Source organism: Roseibium sp., from assembly GCF_965216085.1.
GTDB lineage: Bacteria > Pseudomonadota > Alphaproteobacteria > Rhizobiales > Stappiaceae > Roseibium.
In genome coordinates this window covers 3,425,430-3,448,835 of record NZ_OZ244138.1, presented here as the reverse complement: position 1 = coordinate 3,448,835, position 23,406 = coordinate 3,425,430, and the positions used below count along the sequence as shown (strand labels likewise).

Sequence of the window (23,406 nt, the reverse complement as noted above, 5' to 3'; positions counted from 1 at the left end):
CAATTTGAGAAAATGGAGAGGGCAGGGCTATTTATCCGGCGCCCGCCATTGCCGGACTTTCTTCACCAGCGGCCACAGGCGATCAGAATTCCGGATTGCTGATTTCAGCCGGGTTTTCGCAGACTGTGCTTTAGAAAAGATCTGGCCTTTGACGGTGACCGGCAAAAGGCCGTCGCAAAGCGCTTCCGGCGATGTCCAGCCGGTTTTATATTTTTCTTCGCCGATACCGAGATCCAAAACAGTCGTGTCAGGATCTGCACAGATCTCTTCAATGATCTCCCGGATCAATACGAGCCCAGGACTGTTTTTCAATAGCTCATCATGGGCGACACTGTTGCTGTAGGCATAAAGCGCTTCCTGATGGCGGCCGCACAAATATGTGGCGCGGATTTTCCCGCTTACTTTCAAGGTCCAGATTTGAAGCGGAGGATTGGTGTTTGCTAGACGTCCTTCAAGACCTAAGACAGTTCGCAAAAATGCCTGCGCTTTCATATCGGAAAATGCATTCGGGATACCGGTAATTCGGGCACGGGCTTCGCGTTGCGATAAGAATACCTCGAGTCCGGCTTCAATCTCTTGTTCTTGTGAGCATCGGCCAAACTCATAGTCACCGGCGTCCTGAAGATGCCGCTGTTTGCGCGTCAGGTTTTTGCGGGCGGACTTGCTGTGAGTGTCAGCAAAAAGCATCTGAAAATCGCTGTCGACATTGCCCCGGAAAACCGGACTTGGGCTGGGCTGGGCATTATCCAGGCAAAGTGGATGCTTTCGGCCGTGCCACGAGACCGGGACATTTTGTAAGGCGAGACAATCAGCCTTTGCTACCCTGCAGATCCGGTCAAGGAGATCTTGGATCGTGCCGCTTTGAACAGTGTCATAAAACGCTCGGTCCCAAAGTCCCGTGTTCTGATTGCCGATGCCGGCACCTAAGAAACTCAAAAAACAAAACCCCGCCTTCTTCTTTAATAAGAGGGGCAGCAGCAGGACAGGCTGGCCCGCTTGACGTGCGACGGCGATTAGCGGCTGGTTATCATTCTCCCGGCCAAGCGTTTCCAGATAGGCTTGGCACCATGTCCGGCTTTGGTATGGCGTTGCGTATCCGGTTTCATAAAGCTTCTGCCAGTCCTCGGCGGCCTGTTCGAAACCGGTAACCAGTTGCAGATCGATTGCTGCCGTCGTCACAGGGTGCTGGTTCTGAACGTCCTCAGATATGTCATCGGACCTAACGGAAACTTCTGAGGGTTTTTCGGCAAGGGAAAAGCCAGCGGACACGGAGGGACTCACACTCAATACGGACTAAACTCTCGCTAGAAATATCAATAATTATTAAAGAAAACGTGCGTTATTGGATTACTTTCTAGACTTGGGGCCTCTCGCCAGATGAGCATTCGCTACAAAGCGTTTTCGAGCGCGTTTGGGATATTGCAAAAAACGGGGTTAAGCCGGCTTCTGGCGCCCATGACGCAAGGCTGCGGCGCTGTTTTTATGCTGCACCACGTTCGCCCGGAGCGGGATGGTGCGTTTCAGCCAAACCGTCATCTGGAGATCACACCTGAATTTTTGCGGCTGACGGTCGAGCGGATCCGCGCCAATGGCTATGAAATTCTGGCGCTTGATGAGGCCGTGGACCTGTTGAAGTCCGGCTACGGACGAAAGCGGTATGCGGTTCTAACCTTCGACGATGGCTATAAAGACAATTTGGATGTTGCTTATCCGGTCCTGAAAGAGATGCAGGCGCCGTTTACGGTGTTTGTCGCCAGCGGATTGATTGATCGGACCACAGAACTCTGGTGGGAAGCGCTGGAGCTGATGATCGGCAGCCAAGATGAGATTGTGTTCTCTGAAGACGGTGCCCGAGAGGGGATTTCTTGCCGGACAGCGGACGAAAAATGTAGGTGCTTTAATAAGCTCACAGACTATCTGACGCTTGAGGCCAGTGAGCAGGAACAACGCGCGATAATCAGAGCGTTGGCCGATCGCTACGGGGTTGATCTTCAAGACCTTGCTGACCGGGAAATGATGACCTGGGATGAGGTCCGGCAACTCGCTTCAGATCCGCTGGTGACAATTGGGGCGCACACCCATGACCATTTTGCCCTGGCCCGGCTTGATCCGGATCTTGCGCGCGCGGACATCGATAAAGGCTTGCAAAGGCTTGAAGATGAACTCGGCCAGCGGCCTAAGCACTTTGCTTATCCTTACGGCAAACCGAATGCAGTAAATGAAGGCGCGGCCGAAATTGCGCGCGCGATCGGATTTGCATCCGCAGTCACGACTTTTCCAGGGATCCTGCAGTCGGCGAATACGCGCGACTTGATGCTGTTACCGCGGGTGTCGGTGAACGGCTGTTATCAGGATCCGGCAATCATTGATCAGTATCTGACCGGAGCCCCCTTTGCCCTTTACAAAGCAGCCAGTTGGCTGTCTTCAGGTTTCGGATTGAGAGACCGGGCAAAAGCACGGACTTAAGAGTTCTTCTTTCCGCCGCGTTCCATCCACCAAATGATTGCGCCTGCCGGTACGACCCATAAAAGGCCGGCAACAGCGAAATAGCCGAATCTCACGAGGTTCGATGCTTGCTGCAAAGTCATGTCGCCGATCACCATTGCCAGGAAGGCATAAACGACAACGAAGATGACCAGCACAACCATGCCGAAGAATTTGCGGAACGAGGGAACCATGTGTGATCCGTGCGGTAGGGACTTAAAAGCGATGATTTGCCGCGACTGAGCCGCTAAGGCTTGCCGCTTTCCCTCCGCACCTATATCTCCCCGTACCAAAGGTCAAACCAGTTTAGAAAAATTCGGAGAAAGCGGACAATGACAGTGTCCACGGATAGCCTTCAGGCTGCCGGTCAGAATTTCGGATCGAAAGAACAAGCGCGCATTCACAGCAGCCGGACGATGATCCGGTGGTGGCTCTATGCGGTTTGTTTCCTGATCCTGGTCATGGTTGTCGTGGGCGGGGCGACGCGCCTCACCGAGTCAGGACTGTCGATCACCGAATGGAAGCCGATCCACGGCGCTATTCCGCCGTTGTCGGATGCCGAATGGCAGGAAGAATTTGAAAAATACCAGCAGATCCCGGAGTACCAGCTGATCAACAAGGGTATGAGCTTGGACGAGTTCAAGTTCATCTTCTGGTGGGAGTGGGGGCACCGGCTGCTTGGCCGCTTCATTGGCATCGCGTTTTTTGTCCCCATGGTGGCGTTTTGGGCCGCGGGCCGGATTGAACCCTGGCTGAAACCGCGCCTGGTGGTTGGTCTTGCACTCGGCGGGCTTCAAGGATTTGTCGGCTGGTGGATGGTGGCGTCCGGTCTGGTGGACCGTGTCGATGTCAGCCAGTACCGGCTGGCAACGCATTTGACGCTGGCGCTGATCATTTTTGCGTATCTGTTCTGGATCGCCCGGCGGCTGGCACCTCATGACGTCCCGCCAAAACACACAAGCACAGCTTTGCTGCCGTTCGGCTGGATCTTTATGGCTGTTCTTTTTGTTCAGCTGTTCTTCGGCGGGCTGGTCGCCGGTCTCAATGCTGGGTTCACCTACAACACCTGGCCGTTGATGGACGGGCAGATCATCCCGTCCGGCTTGTTGTCGGAGGCGCCGGTGTGGCTGAATTTCTTTGAGAACATCCTAACCGTGCAGTTTCAGCACCGGATGGCAGCCTATCTGCTGGTCGCGTTGGCCGTGGTTCTTGTCTGGCGGACGTGTTCGGTGACAAAAGCCAAACGCGTGCGCCTGCCTGCGTTTCATCTTGCGGCCTTTGTTGTCCTGCAGATGGTTTTCGGAATTGGAACGCTGCTTGGATTTGGCGCGTTCACAGGCGACCTCTCCATGCATCAGCTCGGTGTCGCACTGGTTCACCAAGGGTTTGCTGTATTTGTTCTGGCCGCTGCCGTCGACTATTTGGTGGCATTAAAGGGCGAGTACCCAGTGCGGGTGTAGACAGCTGCTTACAAGCGAAAATAGATACAGCCCGCCAATTGGCGGGCTGTTTTGTTTAAAATAAACTGGAGACTTTACCCGGCGAGGGCCTGATCCAGATCGGCGATGATGTCGTCGACATCTTCCAGGCCGACGGAAATCCGCACCACATCCGGTCCTGCACCGGCAACTGTTTTCTGCTCGTCAGAAAGCTGGCGGTGGGTGGTTGAGGCTGGATGGATGATCAAGCTGCGGGTGTCGCCGATGTTGGCCAGATGCGAGAAGAGTTCCACCTTGGAAACGAGGTTCACGCCAGCGTCATAGCCGCCCTCAACACCAAAGGTGAAGACCGCCCCGGCGCCTTTGGGCATGTACTTTTGCTGCAAGGCGTGATGTGGATCTTCCGGCAACGCTGCATAAGACACCCAGGACACTTTGTCATGGGCGGACAGGTGCAAGGCGACCTTCTTGGCATTGTCGGAGTGGCGCTGCATGCGCAGTGGCAGGGTTTCGATGCCTGACAAGATCATGAACGCGTTGAACGGCGAGATCGCCGGACCAAGATCACGCAGTCCGAGCACCCGGCAGGCGATTGCGAATGCGAAATTACCAAAGGTTTCATGCAGGACCATGTTTTGGTATTCCGGGCGCGGCGAAGATAGTAGCGGGTAATTACCGGAGGCCGACCAGTCAAAAGACCCGCCATCGACGATGATACCGCCCATGGAATTGCCGTGGCCGCCCATGAATTTCGTCAGGGAATGCAGGACAATATCCGCGCCGTGCTCAATCGGACGGCAGAGATATGGCGAAGCCATGGTGTTGTCGACGACCAGCGGAATGCCTTTGGCCTTGGCAACAGCCGCAATCGCTTCGATGTCGACGATGATGCCACCCGGATTGGCTAGACTCTCAATGAAGATCGCACGGGTTTTGTCGTCAATGGCTGCTTCAAAGGATCCAATATCTGAGGGATCGGCCCATTTGACACCCCAGCCGAAGCTCTTGAAGGAATGGTTGAGCTGGTTGATCGACCCGCCATAAAGCTTGTTCGCGGCAACGATGTTGTCGCCAGGTTGCATCAATGTGTGGAAGCACAAAAGCTGCGCGGAGTGGCCAGACGCCGTGGCAAGGGCTGCTGTTCCGCCTTCGAGTGCCGCAACCCGCTCTTCCAAGACGGCCGTCGTCGGATTGGTGATGCGGGTGTAGATATTGCCGAACGCCTGCAGGCCGAAAAGGGAGGCCGCATGATCGACATCGTCAAAGACAAAGGATGTGGTCTGATAGATCGGCGTGGCCCGGGCGCCCGTCGCCGGATCTGGAGCCGCGCCGGCATGAATGGCCAGCGTGGAAAAGCCTGGAATATTTTCGCTCATTAAGAACCTCCCTTAGGTATGTTGCGCGCAGTTTGGCGAAACCAGTGCGGGAGGTCAAAGGATCGATTTCGCAGATCGCGAAAAAACGAAAAAAAATGTTCTTTTTCTGAAAGATAAGGACTTGAGCTTATTGAGCGTCAGCGGCAAGGGCTTGGTCGGCAACAAAAGCGGCGCGTGCGCTTCGTTCCAGAGCGCTCTCCGTCCGGATCACCGAATAAATGCCAAACAGCAGAACGCTCGCCGCGAGCGGCATTGCACAAGCAAGAAGGCCGGTATCAAGAACTTCGGGAAGCATTCACTTGTCCAATTCGGGCATCTAGATTCGATCTAGGGCACACCTTAAACACCGTGAATGGAAAAACTGGTAAGGACATTCGCCGGATTCGGAACAAATTCGCTTAAAAGTCTATCGATTGTCCGTGGCGAAATCGCTCCTGGAAAACGGAGCGACTGAACAGACGCCCCACGTGAGGACCTAAGAGCCGAATGTCTCCAAGTTTCTGCCGGCGCGACCTATATGGCTTTGGCTATGACTATTATGACTGCGGCCATCAGTATCGCGATATGGAAGTAGGAAAACTGCATCAACATATCGATCATGACTACCTCCTGGTTTGAAGAGTTAGCAGATCGTTAAAGTGTTGATGAAGAAAATGAATATACGCCTAAACATTCCATTAACAGTTTAATCGACTGTTAATCAGATTTTAGCTGCACGCGGGTTGATGCAGTTTTCTGTTGTGCTGACGCCGACAAGTGTGGCCGTCAAAACTGTTCAGAAGTTTTGGGACGGACCAATTAGGTAAGGCTTCAACGCCGGAGAAAATGGCGTTTCAGCCATTTTGTGTGCCCTTCAACCCCCGGTGTTGAAATCCGGCTTTCAGGGCCGGACGTTTTGAGGAGAGGGTGCGTGAATTGACACCCGCCCAGCCGATTTCGCCCGACAGACGTCCGTATTCGATCTTCGGGCAGCGGTCCATCACCATCTTGATACCGGCAGCCTCGGCCCGCTTCGCCGCCTCGTCGTGGCGTACGGTCAGCTGCATCCAGATCACTTTCGGCAGACGGTCACTGGCAATCACATCGTCCACAATCTGACCGGCCGCTTCGGAATTGCGGAATATGTCGATCATGTCCGGCGTACCCGGTAGGTCTTCGAGAGACGCATAGACCGTCTGGCCGAGGATTTCCTTGCCTGCCTGTCCGGGATTGACCGGCCAAACCTCGTATCCCTTAGAGAGCATGTATTTCAAAACGAAGTAGGACGGCCGCACGCTATTGGCGCTCGCCCCGATCAAGGCAATGGTCTTCACCTCATCCAAGATGGCCTTGATGTAGGTGTCAGAATATGTGTCGTGATTCATGAAGAAAGACGGCTCCTGTGAAGAGGGGACTATAAATACCGGAAGCCCTGAAGCTGGCAATGATTTTTGCGCAAGGGGGATATTTCGCACGTTCGGTCAGGCAACGGGGAGAGGAGCAGGCTAAATCAAATGGTGCCAGAAACAGAAGACCACGGAGGTATTGGGTGACACTCTACCGGCAGCGGATTCAAGCTGCGTTGACATATCTGGAAGCTTCGATCGATCGGCCGCTCAATGTTGATCAGATGGCTGCTCAAGCGGCCTATTCGCGCTTTCATGTTCAACGGCTGTTTGCGGCGGTAACAGGACTGCGGGTCGCCGAATACCACCGGTTTCTCCGTTTGAAACGAGCAGGAGAACTGCTTGCGTACCGGCCAGATCTGTCCGTAACAGACATCGGACTGCAAGCGGGGTACGAAAACTCAGAGAGTTTTTCGCGGGCCTTCAAACGGCTCTTGGGGTGTTCTCCCACAGAGTTCCGGAAGGAGGCTGATTGGTCTTCTTGGCAAACGGTGTTTGAAACCTTTGACAAGACGAGGACAATGTTCATGACCAGCGCACTTTCGACCGAAGAGATCCGGCTGATCGATTTTCCCGAAACAAACGTTGCCGAACTGGTTCACCAGGGCGATCCTGCGCTTTTGCCCCGCACCGTACAGCAGTTCATCAAATGGCGCCGCGAAAACAGCCTGCCGCCCGCTAAGTCTGCCACCTTCAATATCCTTTATGAGGATCCGGAAGATTGCGATGCGGCGGACTTCAGGTTTGGGGTTTGCTGTGAACTGGCACGTCCGGCCGAACCCAACGGCATTGGTGTGGTCGACCGGACGATACCGGCCGGGCGCTGCGCAGTCATCCGGCACAAAGGAAGTCTGGATCACGCCGGAGATAAGATCCGCAGCCTTTATGGTGTTTGGCTCCCCCAAAGCGGCGAAGACCTCCGGGATTTTCCGCTCTTCGTCCAGCGCCTGACGTTCTATCCCGATGTGGCGGAACAGGACGCAGAAACCGATATTTTCCTACCGATTGTCTGACGGACATGAGCGAAAGCTATTGGTTTCGGGAGATCCCTCCGCTTTGAGGTCAGCTGTCCGTCCATTCCGGTTTGCGTTTTTGCAGGAAGGCGTTGATGCCTTCTTCCGCGTCGCGGGCCATCATGTTGCCAACCATGATTTCGGCGGCAAAGTCATAGGCCTCCGACAGCGGCATTTCCAGCTGGCGATAAAAGGCCTCCTTGCCGATTTTCACTGTATGGGCGGATTTGGACGCGATCGATTCAGCATACTTTTGAACAACTTGTTCCAGGTAGTCTCGCGGAACAATCCGGTTGATTAGGCCGAAGTCTTTCGCCGTGGAGGCATCGATGCTCTCGCCGGTCAGCAACATTTCCATTGCTTGTTTCGGTGCAACGTTGCGGCTGAGCGCCACCATCGGTGTCGAACAGAAGAGGCCGATATTGACACCAGGGGTGCAGAAGGTGGCGGTGTCCGTGGCAATCGCCAAATCACACGAAGCAACCAGTTGGCAGCCGGCGGCTGTCGCAACGCCGGTGACAACGGCAATGACGGGTTTGGGCAGGCGCACAATCTGCTGCATCAGGTCGGAGCACTGGCGCATGATCCGTTCATAGGTCGCTTTTCCGCCATCAGCTTCACCGCGCGCGCTGGTCAGTTCTTTAAGATCATGCCCGGCGCAAAAGACCTTGCCTTCCGCACCTAGTAGCACCACACGCACATCGGGGTTTTCAGCGGCCTTGGTGAGTTCTTCGGAAAGCGCTGTCATCATTTCGGTCGACAGCGCATTCATCCGTTCCGGGCGCTGCATGACGATCCGGTAGACGCCTTCGTGAAGCAGTGTTGCCAGCATAGGCTTTTCCACGGTGTCGTTAGCGGCGGCATCGGTCATGAGGGGCTCCTGGAGAGTTGTGTTTGGCGCTTTATAACTGATCGCTCGCAGGTCCGCGAGTACCCGAGCCTGGGCTAAAGTCCAAATCTCACGGATGCTTTATCCGCTCCGGGTCATTCCGCGCTGGCGATTGACAACTTTTTGGTTATCATTTTGCCCATGCGGAGGCCGTTGTTCTTGTTGGCCGCCCTGATGGTTTTGACGGGCGCCGTGGGTGTTTCATCTGCCGGGAAGGCGGAGGAGCTGGTTGACGTCGCCTTGGTTTTAGCCGTCGATGTCTCCCGCTCCATGTCTCCGGATGAAATAACGCTCCAGCGGAAAGGTTATGCTGCTGCCATTGCGGACCCGGCGGTCGTCAAGGCAGTGAAGCAGGGTGTTCATGGCCGGATCGCGCTTACCATGTTCGAATGGGCCAACGATGGTCACGCCCGCGAAATTGTGCCCTGGACCGTGATCGAGCGTCTTGAACATGCTCAAGGTTTCTCGGATACCGTTCTTGCCGACACCACTTTCGGTCAGCGCCGGACTTCGATTTCAGGTGCCATCCGCCATGCATCAAGATTGTTGCTGGACGTGCCCTATGCGGCCGACCGGTTTGTTATCGATATCTCAGGAGACGGGCCGAACAATCAAGGGCAGACGGTGACACGGGCCCGGGATATTGCGGTGGAGGCCGGATTTGTCATCAACGGCCTGCCGCTGATGACAACCAGCGGCTTCGGCACTCAGTTCAATATTCCCGATCTCGATGAGTATTACCGCCGCTGTGTGATCGGCGGGCCTGGCAGCTTCATGATCCCGGTGAACGATTGGGATCAATTCCCAGAAGCGGTCCGGCGGAAACTTGTTCTGGAAATCGGCGGGCGGATGCCAATGAAACCGCCCCGTGTTCTACCGGCCCAAATCACCTTCGAAGAACCCTATGACTGCCTGATAGGCGAAAAAATCTGGCGGAAACTCAGGCAGCAGTTTTTCCTGGATCCCTAAGTTTTACGTCTAATGGCGGGCTGGCAGGATGCTGCTGCACCAGGATTGGACCGCTTCCAGATCGCCGGGCAATTCGACACCCAGGTCTCCGGTAAACTCGCGCCAGCTGTCCAGATAGGGCGGGCGGACAGCCGTCAGGACTGGAATGTTCTGATCCAGTGACTTGGCGATTAGCTGGCGGAACCCTTGACCATCGTGCTCGCCCTTGCCGAACCGGTTCAACAAAAGAAGGTCTGGTGTGGAGTCCAATTCCCGGGTGAGACGCACGGTGATATCTGACAAGGCACCAGGATTGAGCCGGCAGCCTTGGGATTCTTTGCCAAGTGGCTGCGAAATCTCGATGGTTTCACCGGTCGACAACATCTCCAGGCCCATATCGGCACAGCACGTGTCACCGAATTCGGCCCGCCGCTGGAGAACACCGGAGACAGGATGTTTTTCCTGGCGTAGAGCGTCGAACAAAGTCTGGAACAGCCGGTCTATCATTGCTCCGTCAGAGCAAACGACAGCGGCGCAAATCGGAGTGCGGTCTGCCATAATCTTGTTTTTTTGAGTTGTGGCAGCTCCAGTGATCCCAAAGCCGCGCGGTTTGATGTGGAGCTGTTAAACGGTCGCGCCCTTGTGCCGGATCGCACAGCCAAGGCTACCGGCCAGTACACCGACAACAATGGCAACCGCCATATCAAGCGGCGCAATCGCTGAGAAGTTGAAGCCTGCAAAGAGGACGGTTTCCAGCACGCCGACAATGCCGCCCATGATGGCTGCAAGCATCCAATTGCGTGTCATCATGCCGAGGCCGAGGCCGAGGATGCCAGGAAAACTAAGGACATTTCCGCCGATGGTTCCGAGCAAATCGAGAATACCAAGCATGCTAAGACCTTTTCTTTATATCGAGAGCATCCGGAGCGCCGGATAGGTTTTCTGGCGCTCCGGGCTTGAATCAGTTTGACAGTTTGTCGACGTAAGTGCGTATTTCCGCGACACTTTTTGTTTCTGAACTGTTTGGCGCGGCGTTCGCTTTAAAGTCTTCCTTGATCTTGTTGTACTCTTCCTGGTGACCGGGCGGCAAAGCGTGCGCGATCCCCTGGTGGCAATCGATACAGGTCATGCTGTTGTCAATGGCGCGCTGGTGTTCGGAAGCCGCACGTGACTCCTGGATTGTGAAATCCATGTAGTCGAAAGAGTGGCAGTTCCGGCATTCACGGCTGTCGGAAGCTTTCATTTTCCGCCAGACAATCGATGCCATCTGCAACCGGTGCTCTTCGTATTTCTCCGGCGTGCTGATCGTGCCAACGATCTCATGGTAGACGTCCTTGACCGCCATGATCTTGGCTTTCACCTTGTGCTGCCATTCATGCGGCACGTGGCAGTCGGAGCAAATTGCTCGGACACCGGAGTGGTTGTTGTAGTGGATCGTTTGCCGGTATTCGCCGAGGTTGGTTTCCATCGTGTGGCAGGAAACGCAGAACTCCTCGGTGTTGGTCAGTTCCAAGGTCCAGTGGAAACCACCCCAGAAGATGATCCCACCTAGGAAACCGGCGATGACGATGAACCCGACGCTGAAAGCGGACACAGGGCTCCAAAAGCCGTCCCAGAGCCTGCGGATCAGGCCTTGTTTCGGTTTGTTTTGCGGATCGGACATGCTGGTGTCTCTCCTGTTCCCACGTTAACGCAATGCGTTGGACGGTTGAAAGTCGTTGCCGACCAGCTCTGGAGCATTCGCCTGCGGGACGTGGCACTGGTTGCAGAACCAGCGGGTCCCGGCGACGGTGTCGAGCTGATTGCCTTCCCGGTCCAGATAGTGGGTCATCGACAGGGTTGGTGCACCGCGCTCCCCGGCGACCGTCCAATCATGGCAGCCAAGGCACTGGTTGGTGCGCTTGTCCATCTGATATTGCGAACTGGAATGCGGAATGAGGGGAGGCTGCTGGCGGTAGTTCCGCTTCATGCGGCCTTCCATTTGTTTGTGAACCTGCTCGGCTCGAAGCGTGTCCGGCAATTCACCGCTGCGCAAACTCTGAACAGATCCGGACGACTGTGCGATTGCAAAGCCTGCCAGAGTTGTAGAGACAACAAGGGCTGATATTCCCACTAGAACTTGCAGTTTCATCTCTATTCTCCGTTGCTCCGTTCAAATTGCGGGACCGGTGGACAAATCCCCGGCCGGCTTATCTATGTTTTTGACCCGGTCGTCGAACCGGTGGGTAAATGCGAATACGTCGACTGAGCAGACGTCGATGCAACGTCCGCAATTGGTGCAATCAGGGGACAGGATCAGCGGCGTATCGCCAGGTTTGCCCTTGAGTGCAGGGGATATGATGTGGTTCTCCGGACAGACCGCGTAGCAATCCATGCAGTCATCACATCTTGCACGTTCTGCGGCAGTTATCCGTAGGATGCTTTTTGTTCCAACCAGACCATAAAAGGCGCCAACCGGGCAGATGTGGCTGCACCAGCCGCGCCGGGAGACAAACAGGTCGAAGAAGAAGACCAGGGCCACGATTGTCCAGGCGAAACCCATGCCGAATATCAGCCCGCGGTGCAGCAGGGTGATCGGATTGACAACTTCCCAGGCGATCGTGCCGGTCAGAGCGCTGACGGCCAGAACAGTTCCAAGGACCCAAAGCCGGGTGTTGCGGTTGGGCTGCCAGCCTTTTTGAATGCCAAGACGGTCATGCAGCCAATGAGCGGCGTCGGTAATCGGATTGATCGGGCAGACCCAGGAACAATAGACCCGGCCGCCTATCAGGGCGTAGACGGCCAAAACGATGATCGCGCCGATCAAAGCTGTCAGTTCCGGCAGATGGCCGGCGGCTAGGCTTTGCAACAGAACCAGCGGATCGGTTAGCGGCAACACATCAAACGTTCTGGACCCGGCCAGCGTTCCAACGACCCACCAAAGCCCGAACCATGGGCCCAGCATGAAGAGGGCGAGGAAAAACGCCTGGGACAGACGCCGCAGGATGAGGAACCGGTGGGCCCCCAACCAGCCTTTGTGTTCGATGGCTTCCTGTCCAACCGGGAGTCTGGTTTTTGCACTCATTGGCTGACCCCCGGAAGTTTGAAGGCTGGCTTGAATTCACCTGCGGGTCCGGAAAGTGGTTCCGGCATCCGGTCAGGCAGGTCGATGATACCTTCTACAAGTGGGGCGCCCTTGCGCTCTTTTTCTTCCCAGCCTTTGCGGTAATGTTCGGCAGACGAACCGCGGGCCAGCCGTGTTGGGAGAACCTTGATCGCAGCTTCGGGAAGCACGCAGCTCTTTTCGCACAATCCGCAGCCAGTACAGCGCTCCGCGTGCACGGTCGGTGCAAAGATGGCGTGTTTGCCTGACCGCGTATTATGCGAGGGCTCCAGTGTGATCGCCTCATCAATTACTGGGCACACCCGGTAACAGACGTCACAGCGTAGTCCGAGAAAGTTCAGGCAGTTTTCCTGATCCACAAGGACGGCCGTTCCCATCTGGGCGTCATCGATTTTGTCCAGTTTGGGATCAAGCGCCCCCGTCGGACAGGCGGCGACACAAGGAATATCGTCGCACATCTCGCAAGGCACGTCGCGCGCGGTGAAATAGGGCGTTCCGGTTGCTGGCCCGTCTTCACCGAGTTCAGCCAGCTTCAACGTGTCATAGGGGCAGTCGCGCACGCACAAACCGCACCGGATGCAAGCTGACAAAAAGTCATCCTCACCAAGGGCCCCGGGTGGACGCAGAGCTTCGGCCGGCAGCGCACGGGCATCACGCGCGACATAGGCAAGAAGCGATCCTGCGACCAAACATCCGCCAGCGGCACGCGCCGTATCCGTGAGGAAACGGCGGCGGCCAGGGGACTTGGGGTTTGGTGAGGCTGGCATGGCGGTTGACCTTCAGCTCAGATCACGCGCGTTCGATCTTACAGGCGCATTTCTTGAAATCCGTCTCCTTGGAGAGCGGGCAAGTTGCGTCCAAAGTCAGCTTGTTGATGAGCTGGCTTTCATCGAACCACGGCACGAAGACCAGGCCGCGCGGCGGCTTGTTCCGGCCACGGGTGTCAACCCGGCTGAGCATTTCACCGCGGCGGGTGGAGATCAGGATCTCCTGGCCACGGCGCAGACCACGGTCTCTGGCATCGTCCGGATGCATGTAGACAACAGCCGACGGATAGGACCGGTGCAGTTCCGGGACACGGCGGGTCATCGACCCGGAATGCCAGTGTTCCAGAACACGGCCGGTGCACAGCCACAGATCGAATTCTTCATCTGGGCTTTCGGCGGCTTGTTCGTATGGTGCGAAGATGATGTTCGCCTTGCCGTCTGGTTTGCCGTAGAACTCGACGCCTTTGCCTTCAGCAACATAAGGGTCATAGCCTTCGCGGAAGCGGTAAAGCGTTTCCTTGCCGTCGACGACTGGCCAGCGCAGGCCGCGGGACTGGTGATAGGTTTCGAAGGATGCCAGGTCGTGGGCATGGCCGCGGCCGAATTCGGCATACTCTTCGAAGAGGCCTTTCTGAACGTAGAAGCCGAAATGTTCGGATTCGTCGTTGTCAAACCCGTCTGCGACTTCAGAAACCGGGTATTTGTCGACAACCCCATTGGCAAACAACACGTCAAAGAGGGTCTTTCCGGCATGCTCCGGCATCTTGGCAACATGCTCTTCGCCCCAAGCTTCTTCGACAGTGAAGCGTTTGGAGAATTCCATGACTTGCCAAACATCGGACCGGGCTTCGCCCGGTGCTTTGACTTGCTGGCGCCAGAATTGAGTGCGGCGTTCCGCGTTGCCGTAAGCCCCTTCTTTTTCCACCCACATGGCGGTCGGCAGGATCAAGTCGGCTGCCAATGCAGTCACGGTCGGGTAAGGGTCTGACACCGCAATGAAGTTTTCTGGATTGCGGTAACCCGGGAAACCTTCCTCGTTCATGTTGGGCGCCGCTTGCATGTTGTTGTTGCACTGAACCCAGTAAGCGTTGAGATCACCGTCTTTCAGTTTGCGGTGCTGCAGAACAGCGTGGAAGCCGGGTTTCGGCGGGATTGTCCCTGTCGGAACATTCCATGCCTTCTCACAGATATCGCGGTGCTTTTCATTCATGACCACCATGTCCGCCGGCAGGCGGTGGGCAAAGGTACCGACCTCACGGGCGGTGCCGCACGCAGACGGCTGACCGGTCAATGAGAAAGGCGAATTGCCTGGCTCCGAGATTTTGCCGGTGAGCAAGTGGACGTTGTACATCAGGCCGTTCACCCAGGATCCGCGGGTGTGTTGGTTGAAGCCCATGGTCCACAGAGACATGACCTTCCGGTTCGGGTCGGCATACTGTTTGGCCAGACGTTCCAGCTGATCAACCGGAACACCGGAAATTTCCGATGCCTTTTCGACGGTATATTCCGCAACGGCTGCGGCGTAATCATCGAAACTCATTTCTGTCAGTTTACCGGAATTCGGATTGGCAGCTTCCATCTGCAGCGGATTGTTGTCGCGCAGGCCATAGCCGATGTCGGTCGCCGTCTTCTTGATGTTGACGTGCTTGTTCATGAAGTCCCAGTTCACCGCATCATTCTGGATGATGTAGTTGGCGATGTAGTTGAGGATCGCCAGATCGGTTTGCGGGGCAAACACCATACCGTTGTCGGCCAACTCAAACGAACGGTGTTCGAAGGTCGACAGAACGTGGACTTCACAGTCTTTTTTGGTCAGGCGGGTGTCGGTCAGGCGCGACCACAGGATCGGGTGCATTTCCGCCATATTGGAGCCCCAGAGCACGAATGTATCGGCGTGCTCAAGGTCGTCATAACAACCCATCGGCTCGTCAATGCCAAAGGCGCGGATGAAGCCGACAACCGCCGACGCCATGCAGTGGCGTGCATTCGGGTCGATGTTGTTGGTCCGAAGGCCGGCCTTCATGAATTTTGCAGCGGCATAACCTTCCCAGACAGTCCATTGCCCGGAGCCGAACATACCAACCGAAGTCGGGCCTTTCTTGGCCAGCGCTTCTTTCCATTTCTGCGCCATGACGTCGAAGGCTTCGTCCCAGCTCACTGGCTCGAAGTCGCCATTCTTGTCGTAGACGCCGTTGGATTTACGCAGCAGCGGCGTGGTCAGGCGGTCCTTGCCGTACATGATCTTGGACAGGAAGTAGCCCTTGATGCAGTTTAGCCCACGGTTCACCGGCGCGTCCGGGTCGCCCTGGGTGGCAACCACACGACCTTCTTTGGTGCCGACAAGAACGGAACAGCCGGTGCCGCAGAAACGGCAAGGGGCTTTGTCCCAGCGGATGTCAGCGGATTGTGGCTGGGCAGCCGCTGGCGTTGCTGCGAGCGGGATACCGGCAGCTGCTGCCGTGCTGGCGGCGGCTGTCGCTTTGAGGAAGTTACGACGGGATTCTGAGGTAGTCATGGCAGATCTCCGGCATTAGGCAGTGGCGCGAGCGACCGGCTGCGATAGGTCTTCGAAATGGTGGTAAGTAAGGGTGACCGATATCACACCGGGTATTTGGTGCATGGCCATGATCTGGTCCGAGGCAAGTGTGGACCCTGAATCTTCAACGACGACGACAAGACGCCCATCGTCGGAACTAGCATGAACTTCAGCGCCATCGAGCGCCTGAATTCCATCGCGAACATTATTCACAGACTCAACCGAGGCGTGAACAAGACAGCCGCAAATATTCATTTTCTCTCCCTCGCGCGTGCTTATTCCATCTTGGCAAATGATATGGCGCGCGCAGGACAGGAATATGCGCACTCACCACAGCCAGTACATTGAGAAATGTCAAAAACGGGATGCGATTTCCCGCCTGTTGATAATCGGAATCGAATTGCACGTGGTTCGCAGACGTCTTCGCACGCCCGGCAGGTAATGCCTTGATGCGAAAGACAAGAATCGCCAACCTCAGCTTTCCAGTCCCAGTCAGGGACACGGGCAGGGTCTAACGCTTCAGTCGGGCAGATGTCCGCACAGGCTGAACAGAACGTACAGGCGCCGATTTCGAAGTTTACGACCGGGCGCCGATCATTTCCGATGACGATGATGTTTTCAGGGCAGGCGTCCGAACACTTGCCGCATTCGGTGCACTTCTGGTCGAAAAAGGCCGTGGCTCCAGGCGGGCGCAGAATGGCTGCGTCCGTCTCAGCGAATTTTCCCCTCAAAAAATTCCGCCGACTTGGGTTTGGGGCGGTCATGCCACCGTTCCTCACACGTCCTTATGAAGACAGCCTAGTCTGTCTTTTGCCGGAAGCTAAGGAAAAAATGGGCCGGGATCTTTGCTTCAGATCAAATTCTGCTTCAGACACCGCGTTTTAGCTGCACTACTTGAGGCAAAACACACAGGTCACGGGGCATTGGTTATGGTGTTTGTAAGACCATCCCCGCCCCGCGAACGCCACTCGCGCATCAGTTTAAGAAACAAGTTTCTTCGCGGAATACGTAGTCGCGCCGATTGGACGACTGAACAAGCTGGGCAAGAGTAACCCTCATGACAAGTTCGAATTCGAATCCACCGGCCAGACTTAATCGGACACTGACTCTTCCCTGGCTGGTTTTTTATGGAGTCGGCGTCACTGTTGGCGCTGGCATCTTTGCTCTAATCGGAGAAGTATTGGCGCTTGCTGGCGATCAGGCACCATTGTCGTTTCTGCTCGCCGGTGTGATCGCCGGAGTTACCGGCATCTCCTATGCACTGTTGATACGGCGGTATCCGGTAGCTGGCGGAGAAGCTGTTTTCGTCAATCGGGGCCTTGGAAGTGTATTCGCGCGGCTTGCGGGTTTCGGGGTCGTTGCGACAGGGATCATATCCAGCGCAGCAATTGCGCTTGCCTTTGCAGGTTATGTTCAGGTTTTTCTTGCGCTTCCAGAAACTTTACTGGTTTCCACAATCGTTCTGATCTTGTTCGGAATTGCCTGGTTCGGTGTGCGCGAAAGTGTTGCCTTTGCCGCTCTGGTGACCCTCATCGAAGTCGGGACACTGTTTGTGGTGATTGTGTTCGGATTGCCTTTGCTTGGTGATTTTTCTGCGGTCGGAAACACCTTTGTTCCGTCATTGAATTCAGCAGCATTGGCCGGGATCGTATCCGGTGGCGTGTTGGCGTTTTTTGCCTTCATCGGCTTTGAAGACATCGTCAATATGAGTGAGGAAACTCAGAAAGCGGAAAGAACAGTGCCGCTTGCTGTGGTCTGGACGCTTGGCATCACGCTGGTGATTTATGTGGTGCTTGCGGTCATCGCCGCTCTTGCCGGCAACCGCGAGGCGATCACATCATCAACCGCGCCCCTTGCGGCTCTCTTTGAATCTGTATCCGGTCTGTCGGGCAAATCTGTTGCTGCCATGGCCACCATCGCCATGGTGAACGGAATTCTCGTGCAGATCGTTATGGCAAGCCGGGTGCTTTACGGCATGGCCAACGAAGGCCTCGCGCCGCAATGGTTTGCTAAAGTCGACGACCGCCGTCAAACCCCGGCACGGGCCACGTTGACAGTTGCTTTGATAGTTTTGGGCCTCGCCTTGTTTTTCCCGCTGGTGCGGCTTGCTGAAGCGACTAGCCTTGTCACCTTGAGCGTCTTTGCCTTGGTCAATCTCGCACTGTTTGCCGTTGGCCGGCAGATTGGGAAGGGGGCAATACACCAGTTCCGCTGGTGGGGCATTCTGGGCACTGCTATGTGTCTGTCGATTGCCGGGTTCCAAATTTTTTCAGGTGTTTCCGGCGGGCACTGATTTCCAGGCGAAATAAGGGCCAAAACATATTGGACTTGACCGGTTTAGCGGGACTTTCTAGCCTCAATCCCACGCTTGATCTTGTTGAACCATCTCTTGCAGGACCGAAATATGAGCGCTTCCGAAACAGCGATGCTGTGCCTCATAGCTGTAATTGGTCACTTGATGGCGCTCTTTTGGCTCTGCGTAGAAGACTACGAAGTCGATCTCTCACGCGACCGGATTTACGACCTTCCGATTAAGGATCCTCAGGTTCGGCGCGAGTTGAAAAACTCCCTGCATACGCCGCTGCATGCCGTCGTATTGATGATCTTCCTGCTGGCAGGATTGTTTTCGAGCCGGTCGGTCGGGAGCTTTTTCGCCAGTCTGTTATTAACCGCAGTTTGGGCCGAGATCTGGCACTACAGTTCGCACCGGGCATTTCATCTGAAATCGCTTCACTGGATCCATGCGGAGCATCACAAGAGCCGTCTATCCAGTCCGTTTACCGCGTTGTCTTTTTCGTTTTGGGAGAAGTTCATCTTCGATCTCGGGATCCTGGGAGCGCTCGCTCTCATCGACATCTTTGTCTTTAATTTGAACTTCTTCGGAATTGCTGCCTGGTTCGCGGCCTATCTGGTGATCAACTCCTATGGGCACGCGAATTATGAAATCCGGTCCGAAAACTTTATGGAGGTCAAAGGCAAATACATCACGTCAACGGTTTATCACGCGCTGCATCACTCCAGGTACACCGGCAACTATGGCTTGGGAACACGGTTTCTCGATCGGGTGTTCAAAACGGAATGGCCGGATTCCGAAGCGGTGTTCGATCAGGTGGTTGTCCAGAAAAAACCACTGTCTTCTCTTCGGGAAACTGTTGGTGAGACAGAGGGCGCTGCCAAATGAAGCCGGTCATCGTGGATGCTCTACAAATGATATGTCCGGAGCGCCAGTTTGAGGCTGGCCACGTGCTCCGGTATCAGGGCGGTTATGGCAGCGAGATGTTGCTGGTTCTGGAAGGCGAAGTGGAAATTCGTTTTGACCAGGGCGGCGAAACCACCAGCCTTACGTCGGGCCGCAACACCATACTCGGTGAATTCGGTTTTCTGACTGGGACCGGTGCGTCGGCCCGGGTCGAAACGCTGACTCCAGTGCGCGGGCTTGGCATCGGCCACAAGGAGCTGAAGCGCCTGGAAGACATCAATCCGGAAGTTGCTGCTGATTTTTCGAGGTATCTTGCGAAAATCATGCGGGCGCGGCTGCAGCAGAACGAAGTGCTGCTGGACGAGTTTGAAGACACGCCGTCGTCCCCGATCGAGGTGTTTCAGTGTACGACTGCCGAGCTTTTATTCCGCGCACAGCGGGTACGATACGAGGTTTATTGCGGGGAATTTGGCCGGGACTCGCCGTACGCAGACCATGACCGACGCATTTTGATCGACCCGCTTGACGCGCATGGAACAAGTTTTCTTGCCGTTTATGAGGGCGAGGATGCTGGTACGGCCCGGGTAAACTTCTCCAAACACGGCGGCCTGTCGATTTTGCCGGATCTCTACGGGATGGCGGCTTCCCCTCATCACCCAGACGGCACATGCGTGATCACCAAATACGCCATTCCGGAAAAGTGGCGGGGCGGAGCCACTTATATGCGGATCTTCGCCGGAATTGCCACCTTTGTCGAAACCGAAGGCATGACCGAGATCTTCATCGATTGTGTTCCGCACCTTGCACGGTTTTACGCCACCATGAAGTTCCGGCCGTCGGCGGAGGAATTTGTGCACTATGAGAACGGCCTTTCGGTGCCGATGGTTTTGAATGTGCCGGAGTATTTTTCCCGCATGCCCATCGACGAGCGGATCCGGCGCAATCGATGGCGCTGACCCCACTAGTCTGTCCGGAACGTGGAAAAGGTCAGTTCTGCAGCAACCGGCGGATTGCTCCACCTCTCTACCCAACATAGAGTGACAGCCATGGGGCGCATTCTGGAAACCGAGCTATATCAGCCGGTCAAAGCATTTCTTGAAAACCAAGGGTATGAGGTGAAGGCCGAAGTTGGTGCGGCCGATGTTGTTGCCTGCCGGGGGGACGAAGACCCGGTGATCGTGGAACTGAAAACCGGCTTCACCTTGAGCCTGTTCCATCAGGCAATTGAGCGTCAGGCAATCACGGATGCGGTCTATGTTGCGATAGCAAGGGGCAAGGGCAAGCGGTTTCAATCTGCCTTGAAATCCAACATCAAACTCGCCCGACGGCTGGGTCTCGGCATGATCACGGTCCGGCTGTCCGACGGGTTTGTCGAAGTGCATTTGGACCCCGGTCCTTATGCGCCGAAAAAATCGAAACCGCGCAAGGACCGGCTTTTGCGGGAATTTGCCCGCCGCGTCGGAGACCCGAATACCGGTGGTTCGACCCGGACCACACTCGTGACTGCCTACCGCCAGGATGCCATCCGCTGCGCAGAGCATCTAGCCGCGAACGGCCCAAGCCGCGGTGCGGAGGTTGCCAAGGCGGCGGGGGTGGAGCGCGCCACCCGCATGATGGCCGACGACCATTACGGCTGGTTCGAACGGGTCGAGCGCGGGATTTATGGTTTGACGCCCAAGGGCCAGGCATCCCTCAAGGACCAAAAAGACACCGCCAAATAAGTGTCGAAACCGCGCTTGAATGCCAAGTGCTTTATTCCGGCCAAAGCTTGGTTCCGGGATGAAACTGCGACCAGGCAAACCAGAAGGCCTGATGGCTGCCGAGGTCGGTTCCGTCGGCATCAACGGCTCTGATCCCACCGGCATCAAGTTTCAGGCGGACGTTCTCAAATCCGATGTCTTCGCCCTTTTGCAAAGCCACAAAGGCGTTGCTTCTCCGGAAAGCCACAGGAGTTCCAGAGGCCGTGACAATGCCAATGATATCCTCATGCACCGGCAGGCGTGGATCGACATCGCCGACCGGGAAAATCGGTCCATCGGCATCCCGTCCATTGCGGAAGTCGAAGTCCCGGCCGAGGGCGAGCGCTTCGACCAGCACGGTTGTGTCCGGATGCGCCTTTTTCCATCTGCCCCAATCGGTGGTCACCACACTGACCTGGTCGAGTTGCAGGTTTTTCTCTGCCAAGGGTCCAGTGACCGCCTTGCCGAGAAATGTGTCGAAAACTGAATAGGTGTTGACGTCATACATTACTTTGTTGGACCGGATCAGAAGGCCTGACGTGCGCAAGACGGGCCGTTCAACGCCTTCCGGCAGCTGGTCGGTGAAGTAAGCCTGCGCCGCGCCGCATAACGTGCAATAGGGAATGCCGAGATGTCGGCCGCCGAGCGTGTCGTTGACCATCTCGCGGACTTCCATGATCCGCCGCGGATAGGCCCGGCTTTCCCCGTTCACAACAATACCGAATACGATGTCGTCGTCCTTGAGCCATGTTGCCTCTTTGGCGCTGCTGGTCTCCGGATTGTCTGCGGCGGGAATGCAATTGCAGGCCTCGTCTGTTGTATCAAAGGGCCGGTCATCGATGAGGACGCCACCCCAGGAGACATGACGCCAGTCAATGTCCCCGTCGACAAAGATCTTCTCCCATCCCGGAACGATGCTGGTGAACACCTCCCGCTTCACCGCCAGGTAATCCGGCGGGGCAGGAATATCCCAGGCGATCAGATGGTCTGTCAGCATGCCCCAGCTGTTTTCAAACGGCAGTTTTTTCGCAAGCACATCGGAGGCGGCATCTGTAAGCACGGCGTTCAACTGTGGCGCCGTTGCAAACCGCATCAAGTCCGCAATCCACCAGGCAACCCGCGGATCCTTTGAAGCGGCAATTGTCTTGAGAGCCTCCGCCTGTTTGTTGCCCCAGGCCCCTTGTTTGACCGTTTCAACAATGGCGGTCTGAATGGCCGCCTGTAATTCCGCAGAAAGTGGTCCCTTCGGGATGGCTGGTGGCTCACCAAAGTGTTCGATGACATAATCGGGCAGGGGCGTTTGAGCCTGGCTGGTGACCTGGCCGACCCACAAACAGAAAAGCGCTGTGATTAGTGCCAAGCGGACAAAGCGGGACTGCAAACCAAATTCCAGTGTCATGGAACGGTCCTTCGCGTGTCTGTGTCGTCTTAGCGTCTACTCTGCGGGGTTATCTGCAAAAATAGCCAATCACGAAATGTCAGCTCCCAGTGAGCAGATGAGAGGGCGCGTGAACGCACATTCGAGGGCGATCCTTAAGTCTCTGCTCAGGCTTTCCGGCCAAGATACACTGCCTGGGTGACCTCGCGGCCCTCTTGCAGCGGGTTTTCGAATATGACCGGCGCTGCCCAGGCCTCGTCAAAGGCTTTGCCAAGCAGCTCCGTGATGGCTGGATCCGGGGCCTCATCGGACCAGATCCCCATAACGCCGCCGGGTTTTAGAAATCGCTGCAGCGCCTGAAATCCGTCCGGCGTGTAGAAGCTCTTTGAACCGCCAAGCAACAGCCGCTCCGGCGTGTGGTCGATATCGATCAGGATGGCATCGAACTGCCGGCATGGACTGTCTGTGTCGAAGCCGGTTTCAGACATGGCCAGGCCAAAGAAGTCGCCCTGCACCAATTTGCAGCGGGGCGAGACGGCAAGTTCGGTTCCCATCGGCACGAGGCCTTCTTTGTGCCACCGGATGACCGGCTCCAGAAGGTCGACCACCGTCAGGCTGGCGACGGTCTCATGAGCCAGAACAGCCTGCGCCGTGTAGCCGAGCCCTAGCCCACCGACGAGCACGTCCAGATTTTCTCCGTTGAGCGCCGCAATGCCCAAATCCGCCAGCGCCACTTCTGACGCGGTAAACAGGCTCGACATCAAATGCTCTTCGCCGAGCAGGATCTCAAAGACATCGGTGTTCAGCGCAAGAAGATGCCGCCGCCTCAGGGAAACCGCGCCGATGGGGGTCGGGGCGTAATCCAGTTCTTCAAACATTTTGCTCATGCCGCACCATGGCGGGCGAAGAAGGGTTTGGGAAGGGTGGATGTGAGTTGCTCCCAGGTTCAGGGGCAGGGAGGATGTAGCTACCGGTAAACGCGAACGAAAACAGAGAAAGCTGTGACCATGCTCACGCCGGTCATCCCCGACGCAGCATAGCGGAGATCGGGGATCCACTCGTTTGCAGAGCCTTTGCGCATACGTTCAGAACTAGCAGCAAGTCGAAATGCGAGTGGATCCCCGCTCAGGGGCGGGGATGACCGTGTTTA

At 56.0% G+C, this 23,406-nt stretch carries 25 protein-coding genes; 8 read left to right on the top strand and 17 right to left on the bottom strand.

Features of this window, described 5'->3' with window-relative positions; all coding sequences use genetic code 11:
* Positions 1-27: 27 nt before the first annotated feature.
* The gene (locus tag ACOOFE_RS16180) at positions 28-1,269 is read right to left on the bottom strand and encodes a GNAT family N-acetyltransferase (RefSeq protein ID WP_420411005.1); all 1,242 of its coding nucleotides are present in this window, start codon (positions 1,267-1,269) and stop codon (positions 28-30) included.
* Positions 1,270-1,377: 108 nt separating this feature from the next.
* On the opposite strand from ACOOFE_RS16180, the gene ACOOFE_RS16175 reads away from it, so the two are divergent.
* Positions 1,378-2,466, top strand: coding sequence for a polysaccharide deacetylase family protein (locus ACOOFE_RS16175; RefSeq protein WP_420411004.1), 1,089 nt, complete (start codon positions 1,378-1,380; stop codon positions 2,464-2,466).
* Here the strand turns inward: ACOOFE_RS16175 and ACOOFE_RS16170 are convergent.
* On the bottom strand, positions 2,463-2,678 hold the full coding sequence (locus tag ACOOFE_RS16170; protein WP_141187272.1) for a DUF2842 domain-containing protein: 216 nt from the start codon (positions 2,676-2,678) through the stop codon (positions 2,463-2,465). The two genes, ACOOFE_RS16175 and ACOOFE_RS16170, sit on opposite strands and share 4 nt — an antisense overlap.
* Before the next feature lie 138 nt (positions 2,679-2,816).
* On the opposite strand from ACOOFE_RS16170, the gene ACOOFE_RS16165 reads away from it, so the two are divergent.
* Positions 2,817-3,944: a COX15/CtaA family protein gene (locus ACOOFE_RS16165; RefSeq protein WP_420411003.1), complete on the top strand. Its 1,128-nt coding sequence runs from the start codon at positions 2,817-2,819 to the stop codon at positions 3,942-3,944.
* A gap of 74 nt (positions 3,945-4,018) precedes the next feature.
* Here the strand turns inward: ACOOFE_RS16165 and ACOOFE_RS16160 are convergent, their stop codons facing one another.
* The 3 genes from ACOOFE_RS16160 to ACOOFE_RS16150 all read right to left on the bottom strand — a co-directional run bounded on the left by ACOOFE_RS16160 (position 4,019) and on the right by ACOOFE_RS16150 (position 6,663).
* On the bottom strand, positions 4,019-5,299 hold the full coding sequence (locus tag ACOOFE_RS16160; protein WP_141187270.1) for an O-acetylhomoserine aminocarboxypropyltransferase: 1,281 nt from the start codon (positions 5,297-5,299) through the stop codon (positions 4,019-4,021).
* Positions 5,300-5,426: 127 nt separating this feature from the next.
* Positions 5,427-5,594 (bottom strand): hypothetical protein, encoded by a 168-nt coding sequence (locus ACOOFE_RS16155; RefSeq protein WP_420411002.1) that lies wholly within the window; start codon positions 5,592-5,594, stop codon positions 5,427-5,429.
* A gap of 538 nt (positions 5,595-6,132) precedes the next feature.
* Positions 6,133-6,663 carry a CoA-binding protein gene (locus tag ACOOFE_RS16150; RefSeq protein ID WP_420411001.1) on the bottom strand — a complete coding sequence of 177 codons (531 nt, stop codon included), beginning with the start codon at positions 6,661-6,663 and terminating at the stop codon, positions 6,133-6,135.
* Between the two features lie 164 nt (positions 6,664-6,827).
* Between ACOOFE_RS16150 and ACOOFE_RS16145 the strand changes: the two genes are divergently transcribed.
* On the top strand, positions 6,828-7,697 hold the full coding sequence (locus tag ACOOFE_RS16145; RefSeq protein ID WP_420411000.1) for an AraC family transcriptional regulator: 870 nt from the start codon (positions 6,828-6,830) through the stop codon (positions 7,695-7,697).
* A gap of 49 nt (positions 7,698-7,746) precedes the next feature.
* On the opposite strand, the gene ACOOFE_RS16140 is transcribed toward ACOOFE_RS16145, so the two are convergent.
* The gene (locus ACOOFE_RS16140; RefSeq protein WP_420410999.1) at positions 7,747-8,568 is read right to left on the bottom strand and encodes an enoyl-CoA hydratase; all 822 of its coding nucleotides are present in this window, start codon (positions 8,566-8,568) and stop codon (positions 7,747-7,749) included.
* A 177-nt stretch (positions 8,569-8,745) separates the two neighbouring features.
* Here ACOOFE_RS16140 and ACOOFE_RS16135 point away from each other — a divergent pair, with 177 nt between their 5' ends.
* On the top strand, positions 8,746-9,555 hold the full coding sequence (locus tag ACOOFE_RS16135) for a DUF1194 domain-containing protein (protein WP_420410998.1): 810 nt from the start codon (positions 8,746-8,748) through the stop codon (positions 9,553-9,555).
* Between the two features lie 9 nt (positions 9,556-9,564).
* On the opposite strand, the gene ACOOFE_RS16130 is transcribed toward ACOOFE_RS16135, so the two are convergent.
* The 9 genes from ACOOFE_RS16130 to napF form a co-directional block, all read right to left on the bottom strand.
* Positions 9,565-10,092 (bottom strand): DUF2478 domain-containing protein, encoded by a 528-nt coding sequence (locus ACOOFE_RS16130; RefSeq protein WP_420410997.1) that lies wholly within the window; start codon positions 10,090-10,092, stop codon positions 9,565-9,567.
* A 66-nt stretch (positions 10,093-10,158) separates the two neighbouring features.
* On the bottom strand, positions 10,159-10,425 hold the full coding sequence (locus ACOOFE_RS16125; protein ID WP_420410996.1) for a hypothetical protein: 267 nt from the start codon (positions 10,423-10,425) through the stop codon (positions 10,159-10,161).
* A gap of 70 nt (positions 10,426-10,495) precedes the next feature.
* A complete protein-coding gene (locus ACOOFE_RS16120) occupies positions 10,496-11,197 on the bottom strand; it encodes a NapC/NirT family cytochrome c (protein WP_420410995.1) in 702 nt (233 codons plus the stop codon).
* A 24-nt stretch (positions 11,198-11,221) separates the two neighbouring features.
* Positions 11,222-11,665 (bottom strand): nitrate reductase cytochrome c-type subunit, encoded by a 444-nt coding sequence (locus ACOOFE_RS16115; protein WP_420410994.1) that lies wholly within the window; start codon positions 11,663-11,665, stop codon positions 11,222-11,224.
* Between the two features lie 21 nt (positions 11,666-11,686).
* Positions 11,687-12,598 (bottom strand): quinol dehydrogenase ferredoxin subunit NapH, encoded by a 912-nt coding sequence (gene napH, locus ACOOFE_RS16110; RefSeq protein ID WP_420410993.1) that lies wholly within the window; start codon positions 12,596-12,598, stop codon positions 11,687-11,689.
* Complete coding sequence (napG, locus tag ACOOFE_RS16105; protein WP_420410992.1) at positions 12,595-13,404, bottom strand: ferredoxin-type protein NapG; 810 nt, start codon at positions 13,402-13,404, stop codon at positions 12,595-12,597. Before napG ends, napH begins: the two co-directional genes overlap by 4 nt.
* 22 nt (positions 13,405-13,426) lie before the next feature.
* Positions 13,427-15,919, bottom strand: coding sequence for a nitrate reductase catalytic subunit NapA (napA, locus tag ACOOFE_RS16100; protein WP_420410991.1), 2,493 nt, complete (start codon positions 15,917-15,919; stop codon positions 13,427-13,429).
* 15 nt (positions 15,920-15,934) lie between these two features.
* Positions 15,935-16,195, bottom strand: a complete 261-nt coding sequence (locus ACOOFE_RS16095; protein WP_420410990.1) for a chaperone NapD — start codon at positions 16,193-16,195, stop codon at positions 15,935-15,937.
* Between the two features lie 20 nt (positions 16,196-16,215).
* Complete coding sequence (napF, locus tag ACOOFE_RS16090; RefSeq protein WP_420410989.1) at positions 16,216-16,704, bottom strand: ferredoxin-type protein NapF; 489 nt, start codon at positions 16,702-16,704, stop codon at positions 16,216-16,218.
* Between the two features lie 293 nt (positions 16,705-16,997).
* On the opposite strand from napF, the gene ACOOFE_RS16085 reads away from it, so the two are divergent.
* The 4 genes from ACOOFE_RS16085 (at position 16,998) to ACOOFE_RS16070 (ending at position 20,860) form a co-directional block, all read left to right on the top strand.
* The gene (locus ACOOFE_RS16085) at positions 16,998-18,233 is read left to right on the top strand and encodes an APC family permease (RefSeq protein WP_420410988.1); all 1,236 of its coding nucleotides are present in this window, start codon (positions 16,998-17,000) and stop codon (positions 18,231-18,233) included.
* 111 nt (positions 18,234-18,344) lie between these two features.
* The gene (locus ACOOFE_RS16080; RefSeq protein ID WP_420410987.1) at positions 18,345-19,121 is read left to right on the top strand and encodes a sterol desaturase family protein; all 777 of its coding nucleotides are present in this window, start codon (positions 18,345-18,347) and stop codon (positions 19,119-19,121) included.
* Positions 19,118-20,095, top strand: a complete 978-nt coding sequence (locus ACOOFE_RS16075) for a cyclic nucleotide-binding domain-containing protein (RefSeq protein WP_420410986.1) — start codon at positions 19,118-19,120, stop codon at positions 20,093-20,095. The genes ACOOFE_RS16080 and ACOOFE_RS16075 overlap by 4 nt, the downstream gene beginning before the upstream one ends.
* A gap of 90 nt (positions 20,096-20,185) precedes the next feature.
* Entirely contained in the window at positions 20,186-20,860 is a 675-nt protein-coding gene (locus ACOOFE_RS16070) for a DUF2161 domain-containing phosphodiesterase (RefSeq protein ID WP_420410985.1), read from the top strand.
* Positions 20,861-20,891: 31 nt separating this feature from the next.
* Here the strand turns inward: ACOOFE_RS16070 and ACOOFE_RS16065 are convergent, their stop codons facing one another.
* Together ACOOFE_RS16065 and ACOOFE_RS16060 are read right to left on the bottom strand one after the other, a co-directional pair.
* The gene (locus ACOOFE_RS16065) at positions 20,892-22,277 is read right to left on the bottom strand and encodes a DUF3179 domain-containing (seleno)protein (protein WP_420410984.1); all 1,386 of its coding nucleotides are present in this window, start codon (positions 22,275-22,277) and stop codon (positions 20,892-20,894) included.
* A gap of 146 nt (positions 22,278-22,423) precedes the next feature.
* Positions 22,424-23,143, bottom strand: a complete 720-nt coding sequence (locus ACOOFE_RS16060) for a spermidine synthase (protein WP_420410983.1) — start codon at positions 23,141-23,143, stop codon at positions 22,424-22,426.
* Positions 23,144-23,406: the final 263 nt, after the last annotated feature.

Excerpts from the sequence above, each read along its gene's own strand:
- napH (WP_420410993.1), bottom strand. The coding sequence starts at position 12,598 with ATGAGTGCAAAAACCAGACTCCCGGTTGGACAGGAAGCCATCGAACAC.
- napA (WP_420410991.1), bottom strand. The coding sequence starts at position 15,919 with ATGACTACCTCAGAATCCCGTCGTAACTTCCTCAAAGCGACAGCCGCC.
- ACOOFE_RS16130 (WP_420410997.1), bottom strand. The coding sequence starts at position 10,092 with ATGGCAGACCGCACTCCGATTTGCGCCGCTGTCGTTTGCTCTGACGGA.
- ACOOFE_RS16080 (WP_420410987.1), top strand. The coding sequence starts at position 18,345 with ATGAGCGCTTCCGAAACAGCGATGCTGTGCCTCATAGCTGTAATTGGT.
- ACOOFE_RS16075 (WP_420410986.1), top strand. The coding sequence starts at position 19,118 with ATGAAGCCGGTCATCGTGGATGCTCTACAAATGATATGTCCGGAGCGC.
- ACOOFE_RS16155 (WP_420411002.1), bottom strand. The coding sequence starts at position 5,594 with ATGCTTCCCGAAGTTCTTGATACCGGCCTTCTTGCTTGTGCAATGCCG.
- ACOOFE_RS16085 (WP_420410988.1), top strand. The coding sequence starts at position 16,998 with ATGACAAGTTCGAATTCGAATCCACCGGCCAGACTTAATCGGACACTG.
- ACOOFE_RS16170 (WP_141187272.1), bottom strand. The coding sequence starts at position 2,678 with ATGGTTCCCTCGTTCCGCAAATTCTTCGGCATGGTTGTGCTGGTCATC.
- ACOOFE_RS16125 (WP_420410996.1), bottom strand. The coding sequence starts at position 10,425 with ATGCTTGGTATTCTCGATTTGCTCGGAACCATCGGCGGAAATGTCCTT.
- ACOOFE_RS16095 (WP_420410990.1), bottom strand. The coding sequence starts at position 16,195 with ATGAATATTTGCGGCTGTCTTGTTCACGCCTCGGTTGAGTCTGTGAAT.
- ACOOFE_RS16070 (WP_420410985.1), top strand. The coding sequence starts at position 20,186 with ATGGGGCGCATTCTGGAAACCGAGCTATATCAGCCGGTCAAAGCATTT.
- ACOOFE_RS16150 (WP_420411001.1), bottom strand. The coding sequence starts at position 6,663 with ATGAATCACGACACATATTCTGACACCTACATCAAGGCCATCTTGGAT.
- ACOOFE_RS16140 (WP_420410999.1), bottom strand. The coding sequence starts at position 8,568 with ATGACCGATGCCGCCGCTAACGACACCGTGGAAAAGCCTATGCTGGCA.
- ACOOFE_RS16065 (WP_420410984.1), bottom strand. The coding sequence starts at position 22,277 with ATGACACTGGAATTTGGTTTGCAGTCCCGCTTTGTCCGCTTGGCACTA.
- ACOOFE_RS16120 (WP_420410995.1), bottom strand. The coding sequence starts at position 11,197 with ATGTCCGATCCGCAAAACAAACCGAAACAAGGCCTGATCCGCAGGCTC.
- ACOOFE_RS16160 (WP_141187270.1), bottom strand. The coding sequence starts at position 5,299 with ATGAGCGAAAATATTCCAGGCTTTTCCACGCTGGCCATTCATGCCGGC.
- ACOOFE_RS16165 (WP_420411003.1), top strand. The coding sequence starts at position 2,817 with ATGACAGTGTCCACGGATAGCCTTCAGGCTGCCGGTCAGAATTTCGGA.
- ACOOFE_RS16115 (WP_420410994.1), bottom strand. The coding sequence starts at position 11,665 with ATGAAACTGCAAGTTCTAGTGGGAATATCAGCCCTTGTTGTCTCTACA.
- ACOOFE_RS16060 (WP_420410983.1), bottom strand. The coding sequence starts at position 23,143 with ATGAGCAAAATGTTTGAAGAACTGGATTACGCCCCGACCCCCATCGGC.
- napF (WP_420410989.1), bottom strand. The coding sequence starts at position 16,704 with ATGACCGCCCCAAACCCAAGTCGGCGGAATTTTTTGAGGGGAAAATTC.
- napG (WP_420410992.1), bottom strand. The coding sequence starts at position 13,404 with ATGCCAGCCTCACCAAACCCCAAGTCCCCTGGCCGCCGCCGTTTCCTC.
- ACOOFE_RS16175 (WP_420411004.1), top strand. The coding sequence starts at position 1,378 with ATGAGCATTCGCTACAAAGCGTTTTCGAGCGCGTTTGGGATATTGCAA.